Below are 22666 nucleotides of genomic sequence, written 5' to 3' on the forward strand. Positions count from 1 at the left end.
AGAACCTTACTGCGGCCGTTCGGTGGTGGCGCCGGTGTCGGTCGGGCGCGACAGCTCGGCCTCGAACATCTCGACGATGCGCTCCAGCGCCTCGTCCTCGGTGTATTCGCTCTCGCGCGCATAGGCGCGCGCGGCGTGGCGGGCGATGTCGACCAGCAGCAGCCCCCACATCTCCGGATCTTCGAACGCGCGCATGAACGCAATCGACAGACCGCCGTCGAGCACGAAGGCGCGCAGCACCTCGATCGCGTCTTCGCGGTTTGCGACGTCGGGCGGCAGCGGCTGTTGCTTGGGTCCGGTCATAGGCTCACCGATAGCAGACGGCTTTGGCGGCCTCGACCACCTCGGCGACGCTGGGCAGTGCCAGCTTTTCGAGATTGGCGGCATACGGCATCGGCACGTCCTTGCCGGATACGCGCGTCACCGGCGCGTCCAAGTAATCGAACGCGTGCTCCATGATCCGGGCGGAGAGTTCGGCGCCGACGCCGTTCTGCTGCCAGCCCTCTTCGACCGTCACGGCACGACCGGTCTTCTTCACCGAGGCGATGATCGTTTCGGTGTCGAGCGGACGCAGCGTGCGCAGGTCGATCACTTCGGCCGAGATGCCGTCCTTCGCCAGCTCGTCGGCGGCCTTCAGCGTGTAGGTCATGCCGTGCGACCACGAGATCAGCGTGACATCCTTGCCCTCGCGCACGATGCGCGCCTTGCCGATCGGGATCACGTAGTCGTCGAGCTTCGGCACTTCGCCGTGCTGGCCGTACAGCATCTCGTGCTCGAGGAAGATCACCGGATTGGGATCGCGGATCGCCGCCTTGAGCAGGCCCTTGGCGTCGGCGGCCGAATACGGCGCCACCACTTTGAGGCCGGGGATCTGCGCGTACCAGGCCGAGTAGTCCTGGCTGTGCTGCGCGGCGACGCGCGAGGCGGCGCCGTTCGGGCCACGGAACACGATCGAGCAGCCGAGCTGGCCGCCCGACATGTACAGCGTCTTCGCCGCCGAGTTGATGATCTGGTCGATCGCCTGCATGGCGAAGTTGAAGGTCATGAACTCGACGATCGGCTTCAGCCCGGCAAAGCCGGCACCGACGCCGACGCCGGCGAAGCCGTGCTCGGTGATCGGGGTATCGATCACGCGGCGGTCGCCGAATTCCTGCAGCAGTCCCTGCGTGACCTTGTAGGCGCCCTGATACTCGGCGACCTCTTCGCCCATCACGAACACGTCGGGATCGCGGCGCATTTCCTCGGCCATCGCATCGCGCAACGCCTCGCGGATCGTCACCGTCACCATCTCAGTGCCGGCCGGAATGTCCGGATCAGCGGCGGCCGACACCGTCGGTGCTCCTGGCGCGTGCTGCGCCGGCGCCGCTGCGGACTTGGCCTGCGCGGCTTCAGTCTCCGCCGCCGGCGGGGCCGATTGCGAGGCCTTGTTCTGCGCGGCCGGGTCCGACGCCTTGTCGGCATCAGCCGCGCTTTCGCCGTCACCGAGAATGGTAGCGATCGGCGTGTTCACCGCGACGTCGTTGGTACCTTCGGGGATCAGGATCTTGCCGAGCGTGCCTTCGTCGGCGGCTTCGACTTCCATCGTCGCCTTGTCGGTCTCGATCTCGGCGATGACGTCACCGCTTTTGACTTTGTCGCCTTCCTTCTTGAGCCATTTCGACAGGTTGCCCTTCTCCATGGTCGGCGACAGCGCGGGCATCAGAACTTGGATTGGCATTGGGGCTCCGCAGTCATTCAGTCAGGCGGGAAGCAGCCGCGACACGGCAAGGCGGGGATCAGCGATACACATCGGTGTACAGTTCGGATGGATCGGGCTCGGGATCGTGCTGGGCGAAGTCCGCCGACTCATTGACGACCTTGCGCACCTCGGCATCGATCGCCTTGAGATCGTCTTCGGTCATGTCGAGCGCGAGCAGACGCTTGCGGACCTGCTCGATCGGATCCTGATCGTTGCGGATCTTGTCGACCTCCTCGCGCGACCGATACTTCGCCGGATCCGACATCGAGTGACCGCGATAACGATAGGTCTGCATCTCGAGGATGAACGGGCCGTTGCCGGCCCGGCAATGTGCAACCGCCTTGTCGCCGGCGGCCTTCACCGCACGCACGTCCATGCCGTCCACTTGCTCGCCCGGAATGTTGAACGACACGCCGCGCTTGGAGAAATCGGTCTGCGCCGAAGAGCGCGTCACCGAGGTGCCCATGGCGTAGCGGTTGTTCTCGATCACGTACACCACGGGGAGCTTCCACAACTCCGCCATGTTGAAGCTTTCGTACACCTGGCCCTGATTGGCAGCGCCGTCGCCGAAATAAGCGAGGCAGACGCGGCCATCGCCGCGATAGCGGTTGGCGAAGGCGATGCCGGTGCCGAGCGACACTTGCGCGCCGACGATGCCGTGTCCCCCGAAGAAACTCTTCTCCCGGCTGAACATGTGCATCGAGCCACCCTTGCCCTTGGAGTAGCCGCCGCGGCGTCCGGTGAGTTCGGCCATCACGCCGTTGGCGTCCATGCCGCAGGCGAGCATGTGGCCGTGATCGCGATAACCGGTGATCACCTGATCACCTTCGCGCAGCGCCATCTGCATGCCGACGACGACGGCTTCCTGACCGATATAGAGATGACAGAAACCGCCGATCGCACCCATGCCGTAGAGCTGACCGGCCTTCTCTTCGAAGCGTCGGATCAGCAGCATTTCTCGAAAAGCGCCGAGCTCCTGTTCCTTGGTGAAAGGCGGCACGTTCGATGGTGACGCTCCTCCAGCATTGTCCTGTGCTGTTTCCTTCGCGGCGCTCTTCTTGGGTGCGGCCATGGCGATTCCGATTAGAGATGAGATGAGCCTCTCTATCGTAACTTATAGCGGCTTGAAAGGATCGCTATGTCGCTGCGCGCAAATCAATATGCCGCAGTGCAGCGACACGAAACTTTCGAAATCGTTCGTCCAGATTTTTGGAATTTGCGCACTCAGCGCTCGGGCAGCATCCGCACCAAGTCCGCCGGATTGGCGAAGTCGAGCTGATAGCGCACGCGCTCGTCGAGCATATCCGGGTCGATCCGGTCGGAGCGCAGCAGCGAGACTCGCTGCTCGGCCTCGGCGCGCTGCTGACGCAGTTGCACCAGTTCCGCAGTGAGCGCGGTGATTTCCTGGTCGAGCTCCTGCTGCGCGGTCAGGCCGTAGCGGCCGGTGTAGGCATTGACGCCGAAATAGCCGATCACGGCCGCAGCAATCGCGTACAGCGCGATGCCGGCGAGGATCGATTTGAGGCGACTGCGGGTGACCATGGCCGGACCATGGGACAGCGCGGTTAACGCACGGCTAACGCGCGCAACTGTCCCGCCAGCTTTACAACCGGCGGGACAGGTGTCGGACGCTATTTGTACTGCTGGGCGACGAAGCCGGCGAAGGCGTCGATGTACTTCTGCAGGAACTCGCGGAGCGAATCCTTGACCAGCGCACCGTCCTCGCCGAACGCATCGCCGATGCCTCCGACATAAGCCTCCGGCTGCTGCAGCGTCGGCATGTTGAGAAACACCAGGCACTGCCGCAAATGGTGGTTGGCGCCAAAGCCGCCGATCGCGCCGGGCGAATTCGACAGCACGCCGGCCGGCTTCTTGTCGAAGCAGCTCTTGCCGTACGGACGCGAACCGACGTCGATGGCGTTCTTCAGCACGCCCGGAATCGAGCGGTTGTATTCCGGCGTCACGAACAGCACCGCATCAGAGGCCTTGATGCTGTCGCGGAACGCGGTCCAGTCGGCGGGCGGCGCGTCGGTCTCGAGATCCTGGTTGTACATCGACAGCCCGTGCAGCGTGACGATGTCCAGCTTCAGAGTGTCCGGCGCGAGCTTGCTCAGGGCCTGCGCGGTGCGCAGCGAATACGCCTGCTTGCGCAAACTGCCGACGACAGCGGCGACGCTATATGGTGGGGCCATTCAAAATCCTCCGTAAACCATGAACAGTCGCGGCGAGCCTAGCCCGCCGCGATGACGGAGAAAGCGCAACATGCGACAGTGGTGTGGCGATGACGCGGTTTTGATGGTCCCCTCACCTAACTCGGTGTGCGCGCCGCCCTATTCGGCCGCAGCGCGGTTACCCAGCACCTCATGGTTGTGCGCGCCGAGCTTGGGCGTGGCGAGTTCGGGATCGGGCCGCTGGCCGTCGAACAGGATCGGCAGGCCGGCGACCTTCAGGCCAGTGTCCGGCATCGTGCGCAGCAGATCGGCCGCGGCGAGCTGTTCGGTGGCGGCGAGCTCGGGAATGTCATTGACCGGACTCACCGGCACGCCCGCGTTCTTGAAGTCCGCGAGCCAATCGGCGGCGCCGCGGGTTCTCAGCACCTCCTGCATCAGCGGGATCAATACGGGCCGATGCGCCTGCCGGTCGCGCACCCGCGCAAAGCGCTGGTCGGCACTCCACTCCGGGTGGCCAAGCACAGCGGCACAGCGCGCGAACAGCCGGTCGTTGCCGGCGGCGATCACGATCGGACGGTCGGCGGTCTCGAACACCTGATACGGCGCCAGCGTGCCGCTGGCGGTACCATGGCGGGCCGGCGGCTCGCCGTCGAGCAGATAGCCGCTGAGCGACATGTCGACCCAGCCGACCGCCGTGTCGAACAGCGAGGTGTCGATCACGCAGCCTTTGCCGGTGACGTGGCGCTGCTGAAGCGCTGCCAGCGCGCCGATCACGCACCACTGCGCAGTGGCGCGATCGTTGATCGGCGGTGCGCAGAAGGTCGGCGGATGCTCGGGACCGCCGGTGAGCGACATCACCCCGCCATAGGCCTGCAGCAGCGGATCGAAGCCCGGCTCCTTGCTCAACGGACCGGCTTTGCCGAACGCCCAGACCGAGCAATAGATCAGCCGCGGATTGACCGCGCACATCACGTCCGGCCCGATGCCGCACGACGCGACCACGCCGGAGCGCAGGTTCTGGATCAGGATGTCCGCATCCTGGACGAGCTGTTTGAGCCGCGCGACATCGTCCGGGTCCTTGATGTCCAGAGTCACCGAGCGCTTGTTGCGGTTGTAGGTGTGAAACAGCAGAGAGTCGCCGTCGATGAAGGGCGGGCCCCAGTGCCGGGCATCGTCGCCGCCGTCGTGCTTCTCGACCTTGATCACTTCGGCGCCCATGTCGCCGAGGATCATACCGGCCATAGGCCCGGCGATCGCCTGCGCGATCTCGATCACTTTGATGCCGGCGAGCGGTCCACCCATTGCGGTCTCCGATTTCGTGTTATGTCTGTTGGCGCGCACTGTTTCAGGGGTGCGAGGCAAATTGCAAGTGTCTGGCAGGAGCGGAGCGTGCAATGGTGACCGCCGAATTTCTCATCACCTCGCTGATCGTGGTCGCCTCGCCCGGAACCGGCGTGCTCTACACGGTCGCCACCGGGCTGTCGCGCGGGCCGCGGGCCAGCGCCATCGCAGCGTTCGGCTCGACCATCGGCATCGTGCCGCACATGGCGGCCGCGATCCTCGGTCTCGCCGCCCTGCTTCACACCAGCGCGGTAGCGTTCCAGCTCTTCAAGTATCTCGGCGTCGCTTATCTGCTGTACATGGCGTGGAAGACGCTCGGCGAACGCGGACCGCTCAGCGTCGACAGCGACGTCGGAGCCCCCTCGGCGCTGCAGATGACGGTGACCGGCGTGCTGATCAACATCCTCAATCCGAAGCTGTCGATCTTCTTCCTCGCCTTCCTGCCGCAGTTCGTCTCGGCCGATGATGCCCATCCGCTCGGACGAATGATCGAGCTCAGCGGCATCTTCATGCTGATGACGTTCGTGGTGTTCGTGATCTACGGCCTGTTCGCCGCGTGGCTGCGCGACCACGTCATCACCCGCCCACAAGTCATGACCTGGCTCCGCCGCAGCTTCGCCGCCGCCTTCGTCGCACTCGGCGCCAAGCTGGCGACCGCGGAGCGGTGAGCTCATCCAGCGTCATTGCGAGCGAAGCGAAGCAATCCAGAAATCCGGCGCACTGCCCGCTGGATTGCTTCGTCGGCTACGCCGCCTCGCAATGACGAAGTGTATCACGTCCGCGCGCGGATTTCGTTGAGCAGGAAGTTGCCGAGCCGCTTGCCGCGATTGCGCAGCACCTTGAGAACGCCCTGGTCGACGAAATAGGTCAGCAGAATGCTGTCCCGCGTCTCGACGCCTGCAGGCACAGTGTCGGCGGAATGCCAGGTGTGCTTGTCGACCGCAAACGCGTAGCCAGAATTCGGCGCGAACTTCATCTGCCGCGCTTTCGGCATCGACCCGTCCGGCAAGACGTCATGGAAGATCGTGCCGATATCGGTGTGGGCTTCGTCCCGCGGCAGATACAGCTGCACGGTGATGCCCTTCCAATGCGTGTCGGTATGCGGCGTAATCTTATAGCCGGGCACATCGCGGGTCAGGATCGGGATCGGAAACATCCCGACGTCCTGCGCGTCCGGGCCAAATCGTTTCTCCAGCGCCGGTGCCAGCTTGCGGCGGAATGCGTTCTTCACCGGCTCTGAACACAGCGCATCTCCGACCATGCGCCAGACGGAGCGCTGCTGCGGCGGCAGATGCCGGATGTACTCGGGAAACAAATCGATCTTCACGCGGGTATGGGTGCCGTCGGCGAGATCGTTGCCTTTGCTGCGGCCGTGCATCGGCCGGTAGTCCGTGTTGCGCGGCAGCGCCTGAAGCATCGCCGCGTACACCAGCGCGGGAAAGATCCCGACAAATTCGAGGTGATAGAACGGCTCCATCACCACAGCGGCCGCCTCGATCGCACCGACGATGTGGTTGATCAACGCAGCGGTCGCCTCCGCCAATTCCGACGGACGCTGCTCAGCCATCTGATCCATGCTGCTTTCCCTGCTTGCCGCCCTGGTTGAGACTAACTCTTGTTCTCAACCAGAGCCAGCATGTTTCGCAGGCGATCGCGGCGATTATTTGGTCGGATCGATCAGGTACTTCTCGCCGGTGGCGCGCTTGTTGTAGGCGGCGATGGCGTCGAGGGTCAGAGCTTCCTTCAGCGACACGATCTTGGTGTAATGGCTGGCGAAGGTAGTCTTGAGTTCGGCTGCGACGCGGGCGCGGAGCTTGGCCGCGTCGGCGGCACCGATCTTCTGGAGGAACGGGAACAGCAGCCAGCCGCCGGCCGCCCAGGCGAAACCGAAATTGCGGACAATCTCGGTCGGCTTGGTATCGAGGCTGCCGTAGATGTAAACCTGCTTCATCACGTTCGAGCCATAGCGGCTGTAGGGTCCAGTCGCGGTCTTGCCGATCGCGGCTTCCATGCAGCTCAGGATTTGGCCCGCGAGCCGGCCGCCGCCGATCGCGTCGAACGCGATGGTGGCTCCGGTCTTGACCAGCGCGTCTGTGAGATCATCGACGAAGGTCGGCGCCGTGGAGTCGAGCACGTATTTGGCGCCGATCTCGCGGAGCAGCTTGGCCTGCGCCTCGCTGCGGACGATGTTGACCAGATCGATGCCGTCCTTGAGGCAGATCCGGTTCAGCATCTGGCCGAGGTTCGACGCTGCGGCGGTGTGCACCAGCGCCTTGTGGCCCTCGCGCTTCATCGTCTCGGTCATGCCGAGCGCGGTCAGCGGATTGACGAAGCATGACGCGCCTTCGGCCGCGGTGGTGCCGTCGGCTAGCTTCAGACAGTCGGCCGCTTTGATCAGGCGATACTGCGCGTACATCGCGCCGCCGATCATCGCCACGGTCTTGCCGAGCAGCGCCTGCGCTGCATCCGAGCTGCCGGCCTTGATCACGGTACCGGCGCCCTCATTGCCCACCGGCATCGACTCGTCGAGCCGCGCGGCCATTGCCTTCATGGCGGCTTCGGGCACCTTGGCGGTGATCACCGGCGCGTCCGCCGTGCCGGACGCTTTCGCGGTCGACATGTCGGCGGCGCCGAACAGCAGGCCGAGATCGGAGGGATTGATCGGGGTGGCTTCGACCCGGACCACGACCTCGTCGGGGCCGGGCGCGGGAACGCTCACCGGCAGCAGCGAAACTTCGAGGTCACCGCTCGCCTTGATCAGCGAGCGCAGTTGCAGTCCGGTGGTCTCACTCACGCGTCGTCTCCCTGCTTGTTGTCAGCGCGGCCGCACCTTGGGGCAGCCGCGCGCAGGGTTCAAGGCCGCGCTGATAACCTATCCGTCATTGCGAGGAGCGAAGCGACGAAGCAATTCAGTTCCGACATCCGGCCTCTGGATTGCTTCGCTTCGCTCGCAATGACGCGGTTCTAGTTCAGCGAAACGCCTTCAGCGCCGCCTTGCCGGCGTAGTGCGCGCTGGAGCCGAGCTCCTGCTCGATGCGCAGCAGCTGGTTGTACTTCGAGGTGCGGTCGGCGCGCGCCAGCGAGCCGGTCTTGATCTGCCCGCAATTGGTGGCGACCGCGAGGTCGGCGATGGTGGAATCCTCGGTCTCACCCGAGCGATGCGACATCACCGCGGTGTAGCCGGCCTTGTGGGCCATCTCGACGGCGGCCAGCGTCTCGGTCAGCGTGCCGATCTGGTTGACCTTGATCAGGATCGAGTTGGCGCGGCCGTTCTTGATGCCGTCCGCGAGCCGGGTGACGTTGGTGACGAACAGGTCGTCGCCGACGAGCTGGCACTTGCCGCCGATCAGATCGGTCAGCTCCTTCCAGCCGTCCATGTCGTCTTCGCTCATGCCGTCTTCGATCGACACGATCGGATAGCGCGCGACGAGATCAGCGAGGTACTTGGCCTGCTCCGAGCGCGAGCGGGTCTTGTTCTCGCCGCCATAGACGTAGGAGCCATCCTTGAAGAACTCGGTGGCGGCGCAGTCCAGCGCCAGCATCACGTCGTCGCCGGCCTTGTAGCCAGCCTTGCCGATCGCGGCCATGACGAAGTCGAGCGCCGCATCGGCCGACGGCAGGTTCGGCGCGAAGCCGCCTTCATCGCCGACATTGGTGTTGTGGCCGGCCTTCTTCAGTTCACCCTTGAGGGTGTGGAAGATCTCCGAGCCGCAGCGCAGCGCGTCGGCAAAGGTCGGCGCACCGACCGGCATGATCATGAATTCCTGGAAGTCGATCGGGTTGTCGGCATGCACGCCGCCGTTGACGATGTTCATCATCGGCACCGGCAGGGTGCGGGCCGAGGTGCCGCCGACATAGCGATACAGCGGCATGTCGTAGGACGCCGCCGCCGCCTTCGCCGCGGCCAGCGAGACGCCGAGGATGGCGTTGGCGCCGATCCGGCCCTTGTTCGGGGTGCCGTCGAGCTCGATCATAGTCTGGTCGATCTGCACCTGCTGTTCGGCGTCCATGCCGCCGAGCGCGTCGAACAACTCGCCGTTGACCGCCTCGACCGCCTTCTGCACGCCCTTGCCGAGATAGCGGGCCTTGTCGCCGTCGCGCAGCTCGACCGCCTCATGGGCGCCGGTGGAGGCGCCCGACGGCACCGCGGCGCGGCCGACCGAGCCGTCCTCGAGCACCACGTCGACTTCGACGGTCGGATTGCCGCGGCTGTCGAGAATTTCGCGGCCGATGATGTCGACGATGGCGGTCATGAATGCCTCTTGATCGGATGGAGGGAATGGAGTTGCGCCGCTTCTACAGCATGGCTCCGGGCACGAAAAGGCCGCTCGCCTGCCCCATGGGGCCCGACCAACGGCGAACGCACCGGTTTTGCAACGGATTCCCCTGCCCCGGAAAATGCTCTAGGACGGCGGTAACGGAGACCACAGTTTCAAGCCATGTCGAAAACACCTCGCAAATCCGCCGCCTCCCCGTCCCTGCAGCTCGGCCAGGCCGTCGAATGGCCCGACCGGCCGGAAGCCGCCAAGCTCGACCGGGTGCCGAACCCGCAGAAGGACACCAATTTCCTGGCCCGCTTCACTGCGCCGGAATTCACCTCGCTGTGCCCGGTGACCGGCCAGCCGGATTTCGCGCATCTGGTGATCGACTACGTTCCGGGCCCCTGGCTCCTCGAGTCGAAATCGCTGAAGCTGTACCTCGCCTCTTTCCGCAACCACGGCGCTTTCCATGAGGACTGCACCGTGGCGATCGGCAAACGGATCGCAACCGAAATCAAACCGAAATGGCTACGCATCGGCGGCTATTGGTATCCGCGCGGCGGCATCCCGATCGACGTATTCTGGCAGACCGGCAAACTGCCGAAGGACGTCTGGGTGCCCGACCAGGGCGTGCAGCCGTATCGCGGGCGGGGTTAGCGCAAGCACTTGGGGACGCTATGCGCCCTGGCGCGGCGAATGGTGTTTCGCCCGCAGGGTTGCGCAGCGGCGCAAGAACAGGTAATCAATCACAGCTTCTTCTGCTATCTGAAGAGGCTGACATGAACGATTTGTATTCGTGGATTGCGCATCAGCACCACGGCTTGCACACCTTCAAATCCTTCCAAGACAAGCTTGAGCAGTTCGCCGAGGATCATCCCGCATAACGCGGTCTGTGCCGTGTGCTATCTCACCTCGTGCAGGATTACATCGAAGCGTTCGATGAAGCGCCTCTGTCGGCCGAGCTCGCACGCGACGTGCATCATCGGCTGATGCAATTATTGGCGTCACTTGAACTGCACGGCGATTCCGAGCGGAAGCTCGCCGACATCAACCGAGTCGCGGGTTTTGCGCTCTGGCCAATACCGCAAAGCCCCTCTGGTCGCGAACGTCGTCCGCATCACTGACGACGCTGCCGTGGCCGCTACAGCCGCACCGCGTCGTCCACAAGCAGTGGCGGCCGGATCTCCTGCGGCACGCCGAGATGATCGGCGAACCGATAGACCTACGACTTGTAGAGGTGTGCGATCGACATTGCGTCAACGTCGCGCATCTCGCAACAGATTGGAACTTTTCGCGCTCGCGAACGTTTGAACGGAACTGCAATGTTTAGGCGGAGAAGCGAGATTGAACCGGCGGCAAGTTCTGACCGGGCTGGCGGCGTTGCCGCTGTTGCAGGCAAAGCCCGATCCCGCCGCGGCGGACCGCTCTTCCTCGATCGACTTCGATCCTTGGATGGTGCGCAAGCTGGCGCGCGCACTGGCGAGCAAACCCTATGAGGCACCCGACGGCTCGTTGCCGGCCTCGCTGAACGACCTCAGCTACGACGCCTACCGGTCGCTGCGCTTTCGACCCGAGCGCGCGCTCTGGCGTGCCGAGAACCTTCCGTTTCAGGTCCAGTTCTTCCACCGCGGCTTCCTCTACAAGAACCGGGTGACGATCTTTGAAGTCGCCGATGGCAAGGCCCGCCACGTGCCGTATCGCGCGGACGACTTCTCGTTCGGCGACGTCGCGTCGCCGCCGGATGCCGATCTCGGCTTTGCGGGGTTTCGGATTCACGCGCCGCTGCAGCGTGCGGATTATTACGACGAGGTCAGCGCCTTCCTCGGAGCGGCCTACTTTCGCGCCGTCACCAAGGGCGAGCGTTACGGCCTCTCTGCGCGCGGCCTGTCGATCGACACCGGACAGTCGAGCGGGGAGGAATTCCCGCTGTTCAAGACATTCTGGCTTGAGCGGCCTGCTCCGGGCGCATCGTCGCTGGTGGTGCATGCGCTGCTCGACAGCAAGAGCGTCGCCGGCGCCTACCGCTTCACCATCCGGCCCGGTGACACCACGGTGTTCGATGTCGAGATGGCGCTGTATCCACGCGTCGATCTGCAGCATGCCGGACTGGCACCGATGACCAGCATGTTTCTGTTCGGCCCGAACGATCCGGCCGATACCCCGGACTTCCGCGCCGCGGTGCACGATTCCGACGGGCTCGCGATCTTCAACGGCAGCGGCGAAGAGCTGTGGCGGCCTCTGAGCAATCCGAAAGATCTGCAGATCAGCTCGTTCAGTGACCGCAACCCGCGCGGCTTCGGCCTGATGCAGCGCGAACGCAGCTTCGCCAACTATCAAGATCTCGAATCCCGATACGAGCTGCGGCCGAGCCTGTGGGCCGAGCCGATCGGCGACTGGACCGATGGCGCCGTCAAGCTGATCGAGATTCCCACCCGCGAAGAGGTGCACGACAATATCGCGGCGTTCTGGGAGCCGAAGCAGCCGCTACGCGCCAAGGGCGAACACATCTACACCTATCGCCTGCACTGGGGACCGGACGCGCCGAAACCCAAGGCGCTTGCACGGTTCGTGCGGACCGGCGTCAGCGCACGGAGCGACACCGAACGATTATTCGTGCTCGACCTCGCCGGCGAGCGGCTGAAGACCGTCGATGCCGCCGCGATCCGCGGCGTGGTCACCGCCGACAAGGGCGAGATCCGCAATATCGTGACCCAACCGAACCCGGCGATGGGCGGCTGGCGGCTCAGCTTTGACCTCGCCCAGGCGCGAGCCCCGGTCGAATTACGGGCGGTCGTGTGCGAGGGCGACGCGGCGGTCTCGGAAGTTTGGCTGTACCGATGGACGCCGTGATCGGGCCGCGGCGCGAGAGCTACAGCGACACCGCGCGCCGAGCCGAACCGCTGCCTGCGAACGCACCGTTGCCGATGCCGGTGCAGTCGTTGCTGCAGCGTCCCCGGGCAGCCGCCCTCAGATCGCCGGCCGCTTGGCGCCGCGTGCTGATCATGGTCGCGACCGCAGTGCTGTCCGCGGCGGGCATCTACGAGATGTATCAGGTGCTGCAGGTCGGCGGCATCACGGTTCTCGAAGGCGTGGTGCTGGTGCTGTTCGCCGCGCTGTTCGCCTGGGTCGCGCTGTCGTTCGTCTCGGCGCTGGCCGGCTTCACTGTGCTGTGCTGCGGCTGGCGCGACGATATCGGCATCATGGCGGATGGCTCTGTTCCGGCGGTCTCCTCCAGGATCGCGATGCTGCTGCCAACCTACAACGAAGACGCCCCGGTGGTGTTCGCGAGGCTGCAGGCGACGCGGCAATCGGTCGACGAAACCGGACGCGGCGCACAATTCGACTGGTTCGTGCTCAGCGACTCCACCGATCCGTCAGTATGGATCGATGAAGAGCGCTGCTACGCCGAACTCGCCGCCACACAGGACCGCCTCTACTATCGCCACCGGCCCCACAATACGGCGCGCAAATCCGGCAACATCGCCGACTGGGTCGAACGTTTCGGCGGTGCTTACGACTTCATGGTCATCCTCGACGCCGACAGCGTGATGACCGGTGACGTGCTGGTGCGTATCGCCGCCGCGATGGAGACGAACAGCGACGTCGGATTGATCCAAACCCTGCCGGTCGTGGTCCAGGCGCGCACGCTGTTCGCGCGGGTCCAGCAATTCGCCGGCAGCATCTACGGGCCGATGATCGCCGCCGGCACCGCATGGTGGCACGGCTCCGAGAGCAACTATTGGGGCCACAATGCGATCATCCGGGTATCGGCGTTCGCGGGCAGCGCCGGGCTGCCGACGTTGGCGGGCCGCAAACCATTCGGCGGCGAAATCCTCAGCCACGATTTCGTCGAGGCGGCGCTTATGCGCCGCGCAGGCTGGCGCATTCACCTCGCCCCAACGCTGCGCGGCAGCTACGAAGAGTGCCCACCTTCACTTCTCGATTTCGCCGCGCGCGATCGGCGCTGGTGCCAGGGCAATCTGCAACACGGCAAGCTGCTCACGACCCGCGGACTGCATTGGGTGTCGAGGCTGCATTTTCTCACCGGAATCGGCGCTTATCTCACCGCGCCGATGTGGCTGGCGTTTCTGATTGCCGGCATCCTGATTTCGCTGCAAGCGCAATTTGTCCGCCCCGAATATTTCCCCAAGGACTTCTCGCTGTTTCCGATCTGGCCGGCGCAGGACCCGGTGCGCGCCGCCTGGGTGTTCGTCGGCACGATGGGACTGTTGATCCTGCCGAAGTTGCTAGCCCTGTTGCTGGTGCTGATGCGCAACGAAACCCGCAGGAAGTTCGGCGGCGGCCTGCGCGCGTTCGGCGGCGTGCTGCTAGAGACGCTGATCTCGGCTCTGACCGCGCCGGTGATGATGGTGTTTCAATCCACCGCGGTGATCGAGATCCTGCTCGGCCGCGACGCCGGCTGGCAGGTTCAGCATCGCGGCGATGGCGCGATCCCGCTGCTGGAAGTCGTCCGCCGCTACGCGCTCCCGACAGCGCTGGGCGCGACCATGGCGATCGGAGCGTGGCTGGTGTCGTGGCCGCTGCTCCTGTGGATGACGCCGGTAATCGTCGGCCTGCTGCTCGCGATCCCGGTGGCGCTGCTGACGACCCGTGTCTCCCGCTCGCGTCCGTTGCTGATGACGACTCCGGAGCAGATCGATCCTCCGGCGATCCTGGCGCAGGTGCACGCACTCGCCGATCGTCTTTGCCAGGCAAACCAGACAACCGATCCGCTGAGCGCGCTTTGTAGCGACCGACGACTCCGAGATCTCCATCTCGCCGCCCTGGCCTTCCATCCTCCGCGCCGGCGCGGCCGTATCGATCTGCATCTGGCGACCGCGCGCGTGCTGATCGACGACGCTGAAAATTATAGCGAGGCGGCCGGCTGGCTCGGCCCGCGCGAAATCCGCGCTGTGCTCGGTGATCGTGAGACCCTGCAAGAGCTGCTGGCGTTGCCCGGCGGAGATGGACCAGGACCAATCGCCACGGAGTCCCGCGGTTAGAGTGGCAACTCGCGAGCGACTGCATCCGCCGGCGGCCGCGGTTTGAGGATGCGGGCCAGCACAATCCCGAGCGTGGCCATGGTCAGCGCGGTCAGCGTCAGCGTCGCGGTCTTGCCGAGGTGCGACAGGCCGAAGCCGTAGGCGATCGGGCCGGTGGTCTGTCCCATGAAGAAGAAAAACGAGTGCAGCGACATCGCGGTGCCGCGCGCGGTCTCGGTGAGTTCGGACGCGAACACCTGGATGCAGCCGTGCAGCATGTAGAACCCCATCCCCATCAGGACGAAGGCGAACATCTGCGCCTGCCAATGCGGGCCGAGCATGATCGCGGCGAGCTGCAGAGCCACCAGAAGACCGCCGCCGATCATCATGCCGGTGGTGCGGAGCCGCGGCAGCAATTGCGACACCGTCAGCGTGTAGATCAGCCCGCCGATCGCAAACCCGGCGATCACCAGACCGGCGATCGCAAGGCTTTGCTCGCCCTGCTCATGCAGGAACGCCGCGACGTAAGGAAACACGCCCATCACGCAGGTGCCTTCGATCAGCACCGCGGTGAAGCAGATCGCCGCGTTGGGATTACTGAAGATGGTGCGATAGCCGCGGCGCAGCGCCGGCAGGTCCATCTCGGCGCTGCGCGGCGGCATCTTGGCGCCGCGGGCGCCGAACGCCACCGCAATGGCCGCGATGATCACCAGCACGCCGAGGATCGCCAGCACGCCGCGCCAACCGAGGAAATCACCGATCACGCCCGATGCTGACGCGCCGAGCAGATTGCCGGCCATCGAGCCGCCGAGCACGCGGCCGATCGCGACCTGACGCCGATCGACGGTGACGAGATCGCTGGCAAGGCCCAGCGCCACCGGAAACACCCCGCCCGAGCCGACGCCGGCGAGGATGCGGCAGACGAACAGCACGGTGAACGACGACGACAACGCGCCGAGTAGGCTGGCGAAGCCGAGCAGCGCCAGGCACACGATCATCAGCCGCGCTTTGCCGAACAGATCGCCGAGCGCACCGATCGCCGGCTGTACCACCGCGAAAGTAAACGCGGTGACCGCGGCGAGACCCGCCGCGGTGGTGATCGTCACCGAGAACTCTTCGGCGATCCGCGGCAGCACCGGATCGAGCGCGCGCGTCGACAGCGACGCGGCAAAGCTTGATAGAGCGATGATGTTAAGCGCCGGCGGCAGCCGCGATGAGGAGGCTGCACCACCGGCTGACGGCATCAAACGGCCCCGACCGCGGGCCGCTTCTTGGCGAGCGCGTCGAATTCCATTAGCGTCTTGATCAGCGCTTCGAACTCGCGCAGCGGCACCATGTTCGGCCCATCTGACGGTGCGTGATCCGGATCCGGATGGGTCTCGATGAACACGCCGGCAACGCCGACCGCGACCGCCGCGCGCGCCAGCACCGGGACGTATTCACGCTCGCCGCCCGACGAGGTGCCCTTGCCGCCGGGCTGCTGCACCGAATGGGTGGCATCGAAGATCACCGGCGCGCCGGTGGTCTTGGCCATGATCGGCAGCGCGCGCATGTCAGACACCAGCGTGTTGTAGCCGAACGATACGCCGCGCTCGGTCACCAGCACCTTCGTGTTGCCGGCGTAGGTGATCTTGGACACCACATTGCCCATGTCCCATGGCGCCAGGAACTGCCCCTTCTTGACGTTGACGATCTTGCCGGTCGCCGCGGCCGCGAGCAGCAGGTCGGTCTGCCGGCACAAGAAAGCCGGGATCTGCAGGATATCGACCGCTTCGGCGGCGCGCGCGCATTGCTCGTTCTCGTGCACGTCGGTCAGCACCGGCAGGCCGAGGCTGTCGCGGATCTCGGCGAAGATCGGCAGCGCGGCGTCGAGGCCGAGACCACGGGCGCTGGCGGCGCTGGTGCGGTTGGCCTTGTCGAACGAGGTCTTGTAGACGAGCCCGATGCCGAGCCGCGTCGCGATCTCTTTCAGCGCCGATGCGACTTCCAGCGCGTGCGCACGGCTTTCGAGCTGGCACGGGCCGGCAATGATCGACAGCGGCAAAGCGTTGCCGAATTTGACGTTGCCCGCCACGACGCTGGTCGCGGGCGCAATGCTCTTGTTCACCGCACTGTTCCTTGTTCGAAGATCAGGGTCGCGCCGCAGACATTCGGCACCACCAGGCGGCCGACATGGCGCGCCGCCGGGATCTTGTGGTCTTGCAGCAGCCGTTCAACCACGCCGAGATCATCGGCGGCAATCCGTAATCCGACGAAGCTTGCGCCCTCGCCTTCGGATGGAACCGTGATGCCGTATTGGTCGCGCAGCGACACCGGTTCGACGATATCGATCTCGCCGCGCTTGGTGGGCGCGGTGACGCCGATCGACGTCGAGCGCAGATCGCGGCTGCCGGTGAAGGCTTCGAGGAAGATGTGATGATCGGTCGGATTGTCGGCGACCATCACCACCGCCGTCGCAGCGCGCGCGCCATTGGCATGCGCCTGGAACGCCGGATTCCAGAAATTCTCCGGGTAGTGATGCTGACAGGTGGCGAAGCCGGCCTGCGGCGACAGCGCATCGCGCGCGAACGCCAGCGAAAACTGCAGCTTCACCACGCTGCCGTCGGGACGCCGCCCTTCCCGTCCGAACGTGAACACCTCACCGGCCGCGATGCCGGCGGCGGTGAACCGACTCAGGTCGGCTGCCGCGTCGTCGCTCGCCAGCAGCAGCATCGACAGGCCTTCGCGGACCGCCAGGTAATCGCGTTGAAACGCCCCGAACGAAAACGCGCCGTCGCGATGCGGCGGAATCTTGTCGGGCTCGCCGATCGTCAGCAGCTCGATGAAGAAGCGATCGAACTGGACAATACGATTGTGTGTTCCCCAGGGGTGAACGTTGCGCGCGCCGACGATGAAGCCGAGCCACTGATACAGATCCGCGGCCGCATCGAGATCGCGCACCGCATGAACGATATGGTCGAAACCGTTGGACATCAACGAGGCCGTCATTGCGAGGAGCGCAGCGACGAAGCAATCCAGCTCCGTGCTCGGCGTTGGATTGCTTCGCTTCGCTCGCAATGACGATCGAAACTGATACTCATCCGAATTACTTCAGCGCCGAGAACGCGGTCGGCACCAACAGCTGATTGGTGATGGTGTCGACGATCTGGCCATCCTTCTCGGTTTCGGCCTTGGCGGCGAGCCATTCCGGATCGGTGGCGAATGCGGTCCATTTCTGCTCGCGCTCGGCAAGGCTCTCCCAGGCCAGCAGATAGGTCAATTCCTGGTTGGAAGCGCCGACCAGCGTGGTGAAGAATCCGGCCTGACGGATGCCGTGCTTCTCGAACAGCTTTAAGGTGATGGTCTCGAACCGCTTGAGGATCGCCGGCAGCTTGCCCGGCACACAGCGATAGACTCGCGACTCGTAGATCATGACGCCCTCCACATCGTTGTGGCGCTTATAGCGGTAAGCGACGGGGGTTGTCTTGCCCGCCGCGCAAGGAGCAGAGTTGCGCATTGCCATAGCAAATTGTATATACAGCAATGTCGGATTTCGACCCGGCCAAGGATGCGATCAACCGTGCCAAGCACGGCATCTCCCTGGCGCGTTGGGTCGATATCGATATGCAGGTGACCATCAAGGATAAACGGCGCGACTATGGCGAAGATCGCTATCGTGCCTACGGCTATATCGACGGCCTGCCATACTGTCTGGTCTTCGCCGACCGACATGGAAAAGTCCGGCCCAGTCTTCGTCGTGCTCACATGAAGGAGATTAGCCGCTATGTCACCTAGATCGAAAGAACCGGTCTTCGACGACGATAATCCTGAGTGGACCGAACAGGACTTCGCCAACGCGCGGCCGCCGGAAGAAATTCTACCGCCCGAGATCCTGGCGCAGTTCAAGAACACCCGCGGTCCGCAAAAGGCGCCGACCAAAGTCCCGGTGTCGATCCGGCTCAGCGCCGACGTGGTGGAGCACTACAAGGCGACCGGCCCGGGCTGGCAGTCCCGGATCGACGAGACGCTGCGCAAGGCAGCGAAGCTGAAGGCCGGCTAATTCCTGCCGATCGGCTGACGCAAACCGTGCGGCGTCAGCGCGGCTTCGGCGGCGGGATTTCGCCGGCGGTGGCCGCGGTCCGCGGGTCGACCAGCGTCACCTTGGCGCCGGGTTCGACGCCGAACAGCTTTCTGAAATGCTCCGGCCCGAGCAGTTTGGCCGCTTCGTCGATCAGGTGCTGGTTGCGGGCATTCAGCGCCTCGGCGCTGGGCTGGCCGGTGCCGGGCCAGGGCTGCGCCGCAAAGCGCTGCACCTCGCCGCGCAGCCGCAGCAGGCTGGCCAGCTTCGCCGGCTCGGTCGCCAGCACTTCTGTCGCGCGTCGTTCGAATTCGTCCACTGCGATGCCCTCGCCGCCCGCCACCACCGTCAGCCCGCCCGGCCGCGCCAGCCGCGCCACCAATTGCGCACCGCTGCACGAAGCAACCTTGGCGGCCCAGGCGGTGTGCTGCAGCCCGTAGGTGCCGTAGATGAAGCTCGACAGCGGATAGCCCCGCGCCTTGCTGACCGTCAGCGGCGGAACGCTGCCGTTCGCCGTCGCGTACAACACCTGATTGGCTAATTGGTGGCACACGCCGTCGACGCCGTAGGTGTAAATCGTGCCGCGCGCCGCCGCCGTGGTGTTGGAGTCCGCATTCGGCTGCACCAGGCACTGCGCCAGCTTGAGATTGCCGGACTGCTGGCCGAGCGCGCCGGTCGGATTGATCGGCGTTCCGCCTTGCGGATGAAACGATCCCCAGCAGTACCAGAACGACTGGCCTGCCACGACGACGTCGGCGATAGTGCTGTAGGGGTGAACCTGATTGTCGTAGCTGGTGACCCAGGTGTGGTCGACCGGGGATTCGGAAGACCAGGCCGGGGCGGCCCAGGCGTAGAGGTTGACCGAAGGTGTCATTTCCATTCCCCTGAAGAGAAGTCACCGGACACGTTACGGTTGCGATGAAAACATCATCCACCGCAGGGGGAATGTCCATCGCAGGTCATGGTCATTCACGGAAATCGCCGAACCACCAAGGAGTCAGGTATGGCCACACCACCCGAGCGTAGCGCCGGCGGCGCGCTGTGCCCTGCTTGTGGCGTAACCTCGGCGGTCGTTTTGCTGCTGATGCTGAGCGCCGCGTCGGCGTTGGCCGAATCGCCGGGAAGCGGAGCGCCGGGTGTTGTCACCGGCGGCAGTCAGGACGTGATGGTCGGCGGCAAGCCGGCGGCCCGCGCCGGCGACACCACCAGCGACGGCGCGATCGTCGAAGGCTCAAAAAATGTCTTCATCAACGGCAAGCCGGCGGCGATCGGCGGCAGCCGCACCGGCTGCGGCGGGGTGGTGATCGGCAGCGGCTCGGGCGTATTCATCAACGGCAAGCCGGTGGCACGCGCGGGCGACAGCACCGTGAACTGCAAGTAACGAGATCGCCCGGTCCGGCATGCCAGTTTCGTTACCGCCACGCCAATTCATCGGTCCTCGTTGTGCCGCTCGCCTGCTCCTCGCAGCGCTCGCCCTTCCCCCTGTGCTGGTTTCGACCTTCGCCACGCACGCCCAAGCGCAGCAGCGCGGAGCGCCGACCGAACGCGAACTCGTGGCGAAGATCAACGATGCGTTCCGTTCGCTGCAGGCCGGCGATCGCGCCGGCGGTCGCCAGCGTCTCACCGCCGCGCTGCGCGCCGTGCGTGATAGCAGCTATCACCCGCTGACCATCCAGGCCTATCTCAGCGCCGTCACCTTGTTTGAACGCCGCCGCGACACCGCCACGGCCTCCGAACTGTTCGCTGAGGCCGCCAACACCCGCGCCGCGCACGAGACGAGCCCCGAGGCCACCACGCTGTGGTTCGAATACGCCCGCTTCCTCGAGCGCACAGTCCAATACGAACGCGGCATTCCGGTCGCGGTCGAGGCGCGCAAGCGGATGCGCGAAAGCTATGGGGCGAACACCGCACAGGACATCGCCGGCAGCGATATCCTCGCCACGCTGCTGACCAACAACGGCGCCGTAGCAGCCGGGCTCAACCTGTCGGAAGAGACCTATCTCGGGGCGCGCCGGGCGCTCGGCGACAAGGAGCCGCTGACCTGGCGCACCGAGAACAACTACGCCGAAGCGCTGCGCATGGTCGGACATCCCGACCTCGCCGCCAAGATCGACGCGCCGCTGTTGAAGAAACGCATCGCGCATTACGGCGTCGGCAGCATCCAGGCGCTGGTCAGCGCCAGCAATCTCGCGCTCGACCATCTGGCGATGGGCAACGAGGCCGAGACCATGCAGGCGCTCGCGCTGCAGAAACGTTGCGCAGCCGAACTCGCCGATCCGACCTCCGAGCACGTCGCCCAGGCCGACACCTGGATCGCCTACGCCAAAGCCTACTTCCATCCCGACCGCGCGCTGAGCACGGCCGAGCTGGAAGCGACGACACGGGTGAAGGATTGGAACGGCGCGCCCGACCTGCTGCGGATCAAATCCGCGCAACTTGCAGCCGATCACTACGAACGTCGCGGCGATAGTGCGCGTGCGCTGACGCTGCGGCTCGACGCGTATCACCGCTCGCAGGAAACCATCGCGCGCCAGCATCCGATCACGTTCAATGCCCTGCTCGGCGTCGCCGTGACACGCCTGAAGCGCGGTGATCCGGATGCGCTGGCGACCTTCAAGGACGTCGAGCAGCAATCCTTCAACTGGATGCTGCGCGAGGTCGGCACCGCCGGCAACCGCTATGTCGCCGAGACGATGCGCAAGCTCGCCGACGATATCCTCTACGAATACGGCCGCTACGCGCTGATCGATCCAACGGCGGCAGTCGCCTATGCGGACGCCGTGTCGCGCTGGAAGACCATGGAGGACGGCGAGCGCACGTTGCTGCGGCTGACGCTCGACCGGCTGCCGGACGAGCCGACGCGCGAACTCGCGCGCACCGTGCTGCGGCTGTCCGGCCAGCAGCAGGAGATGCTGTCCTCCGGCAAGCTCGACGACGATGCGCGCGACGTGCTGAAGCGATTGCAGGAGGCGCGGCAGCAGCTCGCCACACGCGCCGGCACCAAGCCGCCGGCCGACGTGCAACTGCCTTCTGTCGACGACAAACTCGGGACGACCGACGCGCTGGTCGATTTCTTCGTCAGCGGCCGCGGCAGCCGGGTCAATCCGGCCGAACCGAAACCGGCCGCACGGCTGCAGGCGGTGATCCACCGTCACGGCAAGCCGCCGCAGGTGATCGACCTCGGCCCGCTCGATAGCTTCACCGCCCCCAGCGTGGCCGACGCGGATCGCACCCAGCCGTTCCGGCGACTGTACGCGACGCTGATCGGGCCGCTGAAGCCGCAGCTCGCCGGCGTCACTCGGCTGTTTCTGGTGCCGGACGCAGACCTCTACAGCCTGCCGTTTTCGATGCTGCAGGATGGCAACGGCCGCTATCTCGACGAGATCTACGATACCAGGATCCTGACCCGCGCCGACGCGATCGTGTTTGCCGAGCAGGACGATAAACTGGTCGCGGGCAGCAAGGCGGTGCTGGTCGGCGGGCTCGACTACGCCGGCGCGGCCAGTCAACTTCCTTCGACCAAGACCGAGATCGAGCGCATCGCGCCCGATCTGCAGCGCTGGGGCATCGCCAGCACGACGATGACCGGTGATGCCGGCGAAACCGCAATCCGTGGCAGGGCCGAAGGCGCCGCGCTGCTGCATCTCGCCACCCACGGCTTCTACAAGGCGGCGACTGATCGAACCGACGCGCTGTGGCGCAGCGGCCTCGTCGCCGCCCGTCCCCTGCTCGACCGCCCGCCGCGACGCGACGGCGACGACGGCGTGATCTACGCCCGCGAACTGATGGACTGGAATTTGTCGGCCGCCGACCTCGTCGTGCTTTCGGCCTGCCAGACCGCGCTCGGCGATCCGAGCCGGATCGGCAGCGTCCGCGGCCTGCCGACCGCGCTCGCCATCGCCGGTGCGCGGCGCTCGCTGCTGACGCTGTGGGAAGTCAGCGACGAAGGCACCGCCAATTTCATGGCGCGGCTGTACCAGGTGCTCGCCGACGCCAACCTCGACTACGCCACGGCGCTACGCCAAGTCCGCATCGAGGCGATCCACGGCAAGATCAAAGCCGCCGAAGCCCCATCGGTCTGGGCAGCGTTCGTGCTGTTCGAGAACTAACTGGCGAAC

Annotated in this window: 23 protein-coding genes; 9 read left to right on the forward strand and 14 right to left on the reverse strand. The window is 65.3% G+C overall.

Translation table 11 applies throughout. The annotated features are described in order from the left end of the window. Positions 1-6 precede the first annotated feature (6 nt). The 6 genes from VRZ08_RS01745 to VRZ08_RS01770 form a co-directional block, all read right to left on the reverse strand. A complete protein-coding gene (locus VRZ08_RS01745; protein ID WP_107344767.1) occupies positions 7-303 on the reverse strand; it encodes a DUF5076 domain-containing protein in 297 nt (98 codons plus the stop codon). A 4-nt stretch (positions 304-307) separates the two neighbouring features. Continuing rightward, positions 308-1717 (reverse strand): pyruvate dehydrogenase complex E1 component subunit beta, encoded by a 1410-nt coding sequence (locus tag VRZ08_RS01750; RefSeq protein WP_414531389.1) that lies wholly within the window; start codon positions 1715-1717, stop codon positions 308-310. A gap of 58 nt (positions 1718-1775) precedes the next feature. After that, on the reverse strand, positions 1776-2810 hold the full coding sequence (gene pdhA / locus VRZ08_RS01755; RefSeq protein WP_264052424.1) for a pyruvate dehydrogenase (acetyl-transferring) E1 component subunit alpha: 1035 nt from the start codon (positions 2808-2810) through the stop codon (positions 1776-1778). Between the two features lie 152 nt (positions 2811-2962). Beyond that, a complete protein-coding gene (locus VRZ08_RS01760; protein WP_107344770.1) occupies positions 2963-3280 on the reverse strand; it encodes an FtsB family cell division protein in 318 nt (105 codons plus the stop codon). Positions 3281-3369: 89 nt separating this feature from the next. After that, positions 3370-3930, reverse strand: coding sequence for an NADPH-dependent FMN reductase (locus tag VRZ08_RS01765; RefSeq protein ID WP_414531390.1), 561 nt, complete (start codon positions 3928-3930; stop codon positions 3370-3372). Between the two features lie 138 nt (positions 3931-4068). Beyond that, positions 4069-5211, reverse strand: coding sequence for a CaiB/BaiF CoA transferase family protein (locus VRZ08_RS01770; RefSeq protein WP_414531391.1), 1143 nt, complete (start codon positions 5209-5211; stop codon positions 4069-4071). Between the two features lie 92 nt (positions 5212-5303). Here VRZ08_RS01770 and VRZ08_RS01775 point away from each other — a divergent pair, with 92 nt between their 5' ends. After that, entirely contained in the window at positions 5304-5918 is a 615-nt protein-coding gene (locus VRZ08_RS01775; RefSeq protein ID WP_011158420.1) for a LysE family translocator, read from the forward strand. 104 nt (positions 5919-6022) lie between these two features. Here VRZ08_RS01775 and VRZ08_RS01780 read toward each other — a convergent pair whose 3' ends face one another. The 3 genes from VRZ08_RS01780 to eno form a co-directional block, all read right to left on the reverse strand. Further along, positions 6023-6826 carry a hypothetical protein gene (locus VRZ08_RS01780; protein WP_107355868.1) on the reverse strand — a complete coding sequence of 268 codons (804 nt, stop codon included), beginning with the start codon at positions 6824-6826 and terminating at the stop codon, positions 6023-6025. Positions 6827-6910: 84 nt separating this feature from the next. Next, a complete protein-coding gene (locus VRZ08_RS01785) occupies positions 6911-8044 on the reverse strand; it encodes a zinc-binding dehydrogenase (RefSeq protein ID WP_414531392.1) in 1134 nt (377 codons plus the stop codon). Between the two features lie 175 nt (positions 8045-8219). After that, on the reverse strand, positions 8220-9503 hold the full coding sequence (gene eno, locus VRZ08_RS01790) for a phosphopyruvate hydratase (protein ID WP_264052428.1): 1284 nt from the start codon (positions 9501-9503) through the stop codon (positions 8220-8222). Between the two features lie 186 nt (positions 9504-9689). Here eno and queF point away from each other — a divergent pair, with 186 nt between their 5' ends. The 4 genes from queF to mdoH all read left to right on the forward strand — a co-directional run bounded on the left by queF (position 9690) and on the right by mdoH (position 14512). Beyond that, complete coding sequence (queF, locus tag VRZ08_RS01795; protein WP_107355870.1) at positions 9690-10166, forward strand: preQ(1) synthase; 477 nt, start codon at positions 9690-9692, stop codon at positions 10164-10166. Positions 10167-10423: 257 nt separating this feature from the next. Next, positions 10424-10633, forward strand: coding sequence for a hypothetical protein (locus tag VRZ08_RS01800; protein WP_414531393.1), 210 nt, complete (start codon positions 10424-10426; stop codon positions 10631-10633). Positions 10634-10853: 220 nt separating this feature from the next. Next, a complete protein-coding gene (locus tag VRZ08_RS01805) occupies positions 10854-12359 on the forward strand; it encodes a glucan biosynthesis protein G (protein WP_414531394.1) in 1506 nt (501 codons plus the stop codon). Continuing rightward, entirely contained in the window at positions 12347-14512 is a 2166-nt protein-coding gene (gene mdoH / locus VRZ08_RS01810) for a glucans biosynthesis glucosyltransferase MdoH (RefSeq protein ID WP_414531395.1), read from the forward strand. The genes VRZ08_RS01805 and mdoH overlap by 13 nt, the downstream gene beginning before the upstream one ends. On the opposite strand, the gene VRZ08_RS01815 is transcribed toward mdoH, so the two are convergent. The 4 genes from VRZ08_RS01815 to VRZ08_RS01830 form a co-directional block, all read right to left on the reverse strand. After that, positions 14509-15735, reverse strand: a complete 1227-nt coding sequence (locus VRZ08_RS01815; RefSeq protein ID WP_414531396.1) for an MFS transporter — start codon at positions 15733-15735, stop codon at positions 14509-14511. The genes mdoH and VRZ08_RS01815 overlap by 4 nt on opposite strands. Then, positions 15735-16598, reverse strand: a complete 864-nt coding sequence (gene kdsA, locus VRZ08_RS01820; RefSeq protein ID WP_107355876.1) for a 3-deoxy-8-phosphooctulonate synthase — start codon at positions 16596-16598, stop codon at positions 15735-15737. The genes VRZ08_RS01815 and kdsA overlap by 1 nt, the downstream gene beginning before the upstream one ends. Further along, complete coding sequence (locus VRZ08_RS01825) at positions 16595-17464, reverse strand: VOC family protein (protein ID WP_346294759.1); 870 nt, start codon at positions 17462-17464, stop codon at positions 16595-16597. The genes kdsA and VRZ08_RS01825 overlap by 4 nt, the downstream gene beginning before the upstream one ends. A 112-nt stretch (positions 17465-17576) precedes the next feature. Beyond that, a complete protein-coding gene (locus VRZ08_RS01830; protein WP_164633546.1) occupies positions 17577-17903 on the reverse strand; it encodes an NIPSNAP family protein in 327 nt (108 codons plus the stop codon). Between the two features lie 110 nt (positions 17904-18013). Between VRZ08_RS01830 and VRZ08_RS01835 the strand changes: the two genes are divergently transcribed. Next, the gene (locus VRZ08_RS01835) at positions 18014-18265 is read left to right on the forward strand and encodes a BrnT family toxin (RefSeq protein WP_346294760.1); all 252 of its coding nucleotides are present in this window, start codon (positions 18014-18016) and stop codon (positions 18263-18265) included. Next, positions 18255-18530 carry a BrnA antitoxin family protein gene (locus tag VRZ08_RS01840; protein WP_107355878.1) on the forward strand — a complete coding sequence of 92 codons (276 nt, stop codon included), beginning with the start codon at positions 18255-18257 and terminating at the stop codon, positions 18528-18530. The genes VRZ08_RS01835 and VRZ08_RS01840 overlap by 11 nt, the downstream gene beginning before the upstream one ends. A 34-nt stretch (positions 18531-18564) precedes the next feature. Here VRZ08_RS01840 and VRZ08_RS01845 read toward each other — a convergent pair whose 3' ends face one another. Next, positions 18565-19422, reverse strand: coding sequence for a hypothetical protein (locus VRZ08_RS01845; protein ID WP_346294761.1), 858 nt, complete (start codon positions 19420-19422; stop codon positions 18565-18567). Positions 19423-19551: 129 nt separating this feature from the next. Between VRZ08_RS01845 and VRZ08_RS01850 the strand changes: the two genes are divergently transcribed. Next, positions 19552-19929: a PAAR domain-containing protein gene (locus tag VRZ08_RS01850; RefSeq protein ID WP_346294762.1), complete on the forward strand. Its 378-nt coding sequence runs from the start codon at positions 19552-19554 to the stop codon at positions 19927-19929. A 172-nt stretch (positions 19930-20101) separates the two neighbouring features. Next, the gene (locus VRZ08_RS01855; protein ID WP_414531397.1) at positions 20102-22657 is read left to right on the forward strand and encodes a CHAT domain-containing protein; all 2556 of its coding nucleotides are present in this window, start codon (positions 20102-20104) and stop codon (positions 22655-22657) included. The last annotated feature ends 9 nt before the right edge of the window (positions 22658-22666 follow it).

It is taken from the genome of Rhodopseudomonas sp. G2_2311 (assembly GCF_047501505.1).
GTDB classification, from domain to species: Bacteria; Pseudomonadota; Alphaproteobacteria; order Rhizobiales; family Xanthobacteraceae; genus Rhodopseudomonas; species Rhodopseudomonas palustris_H.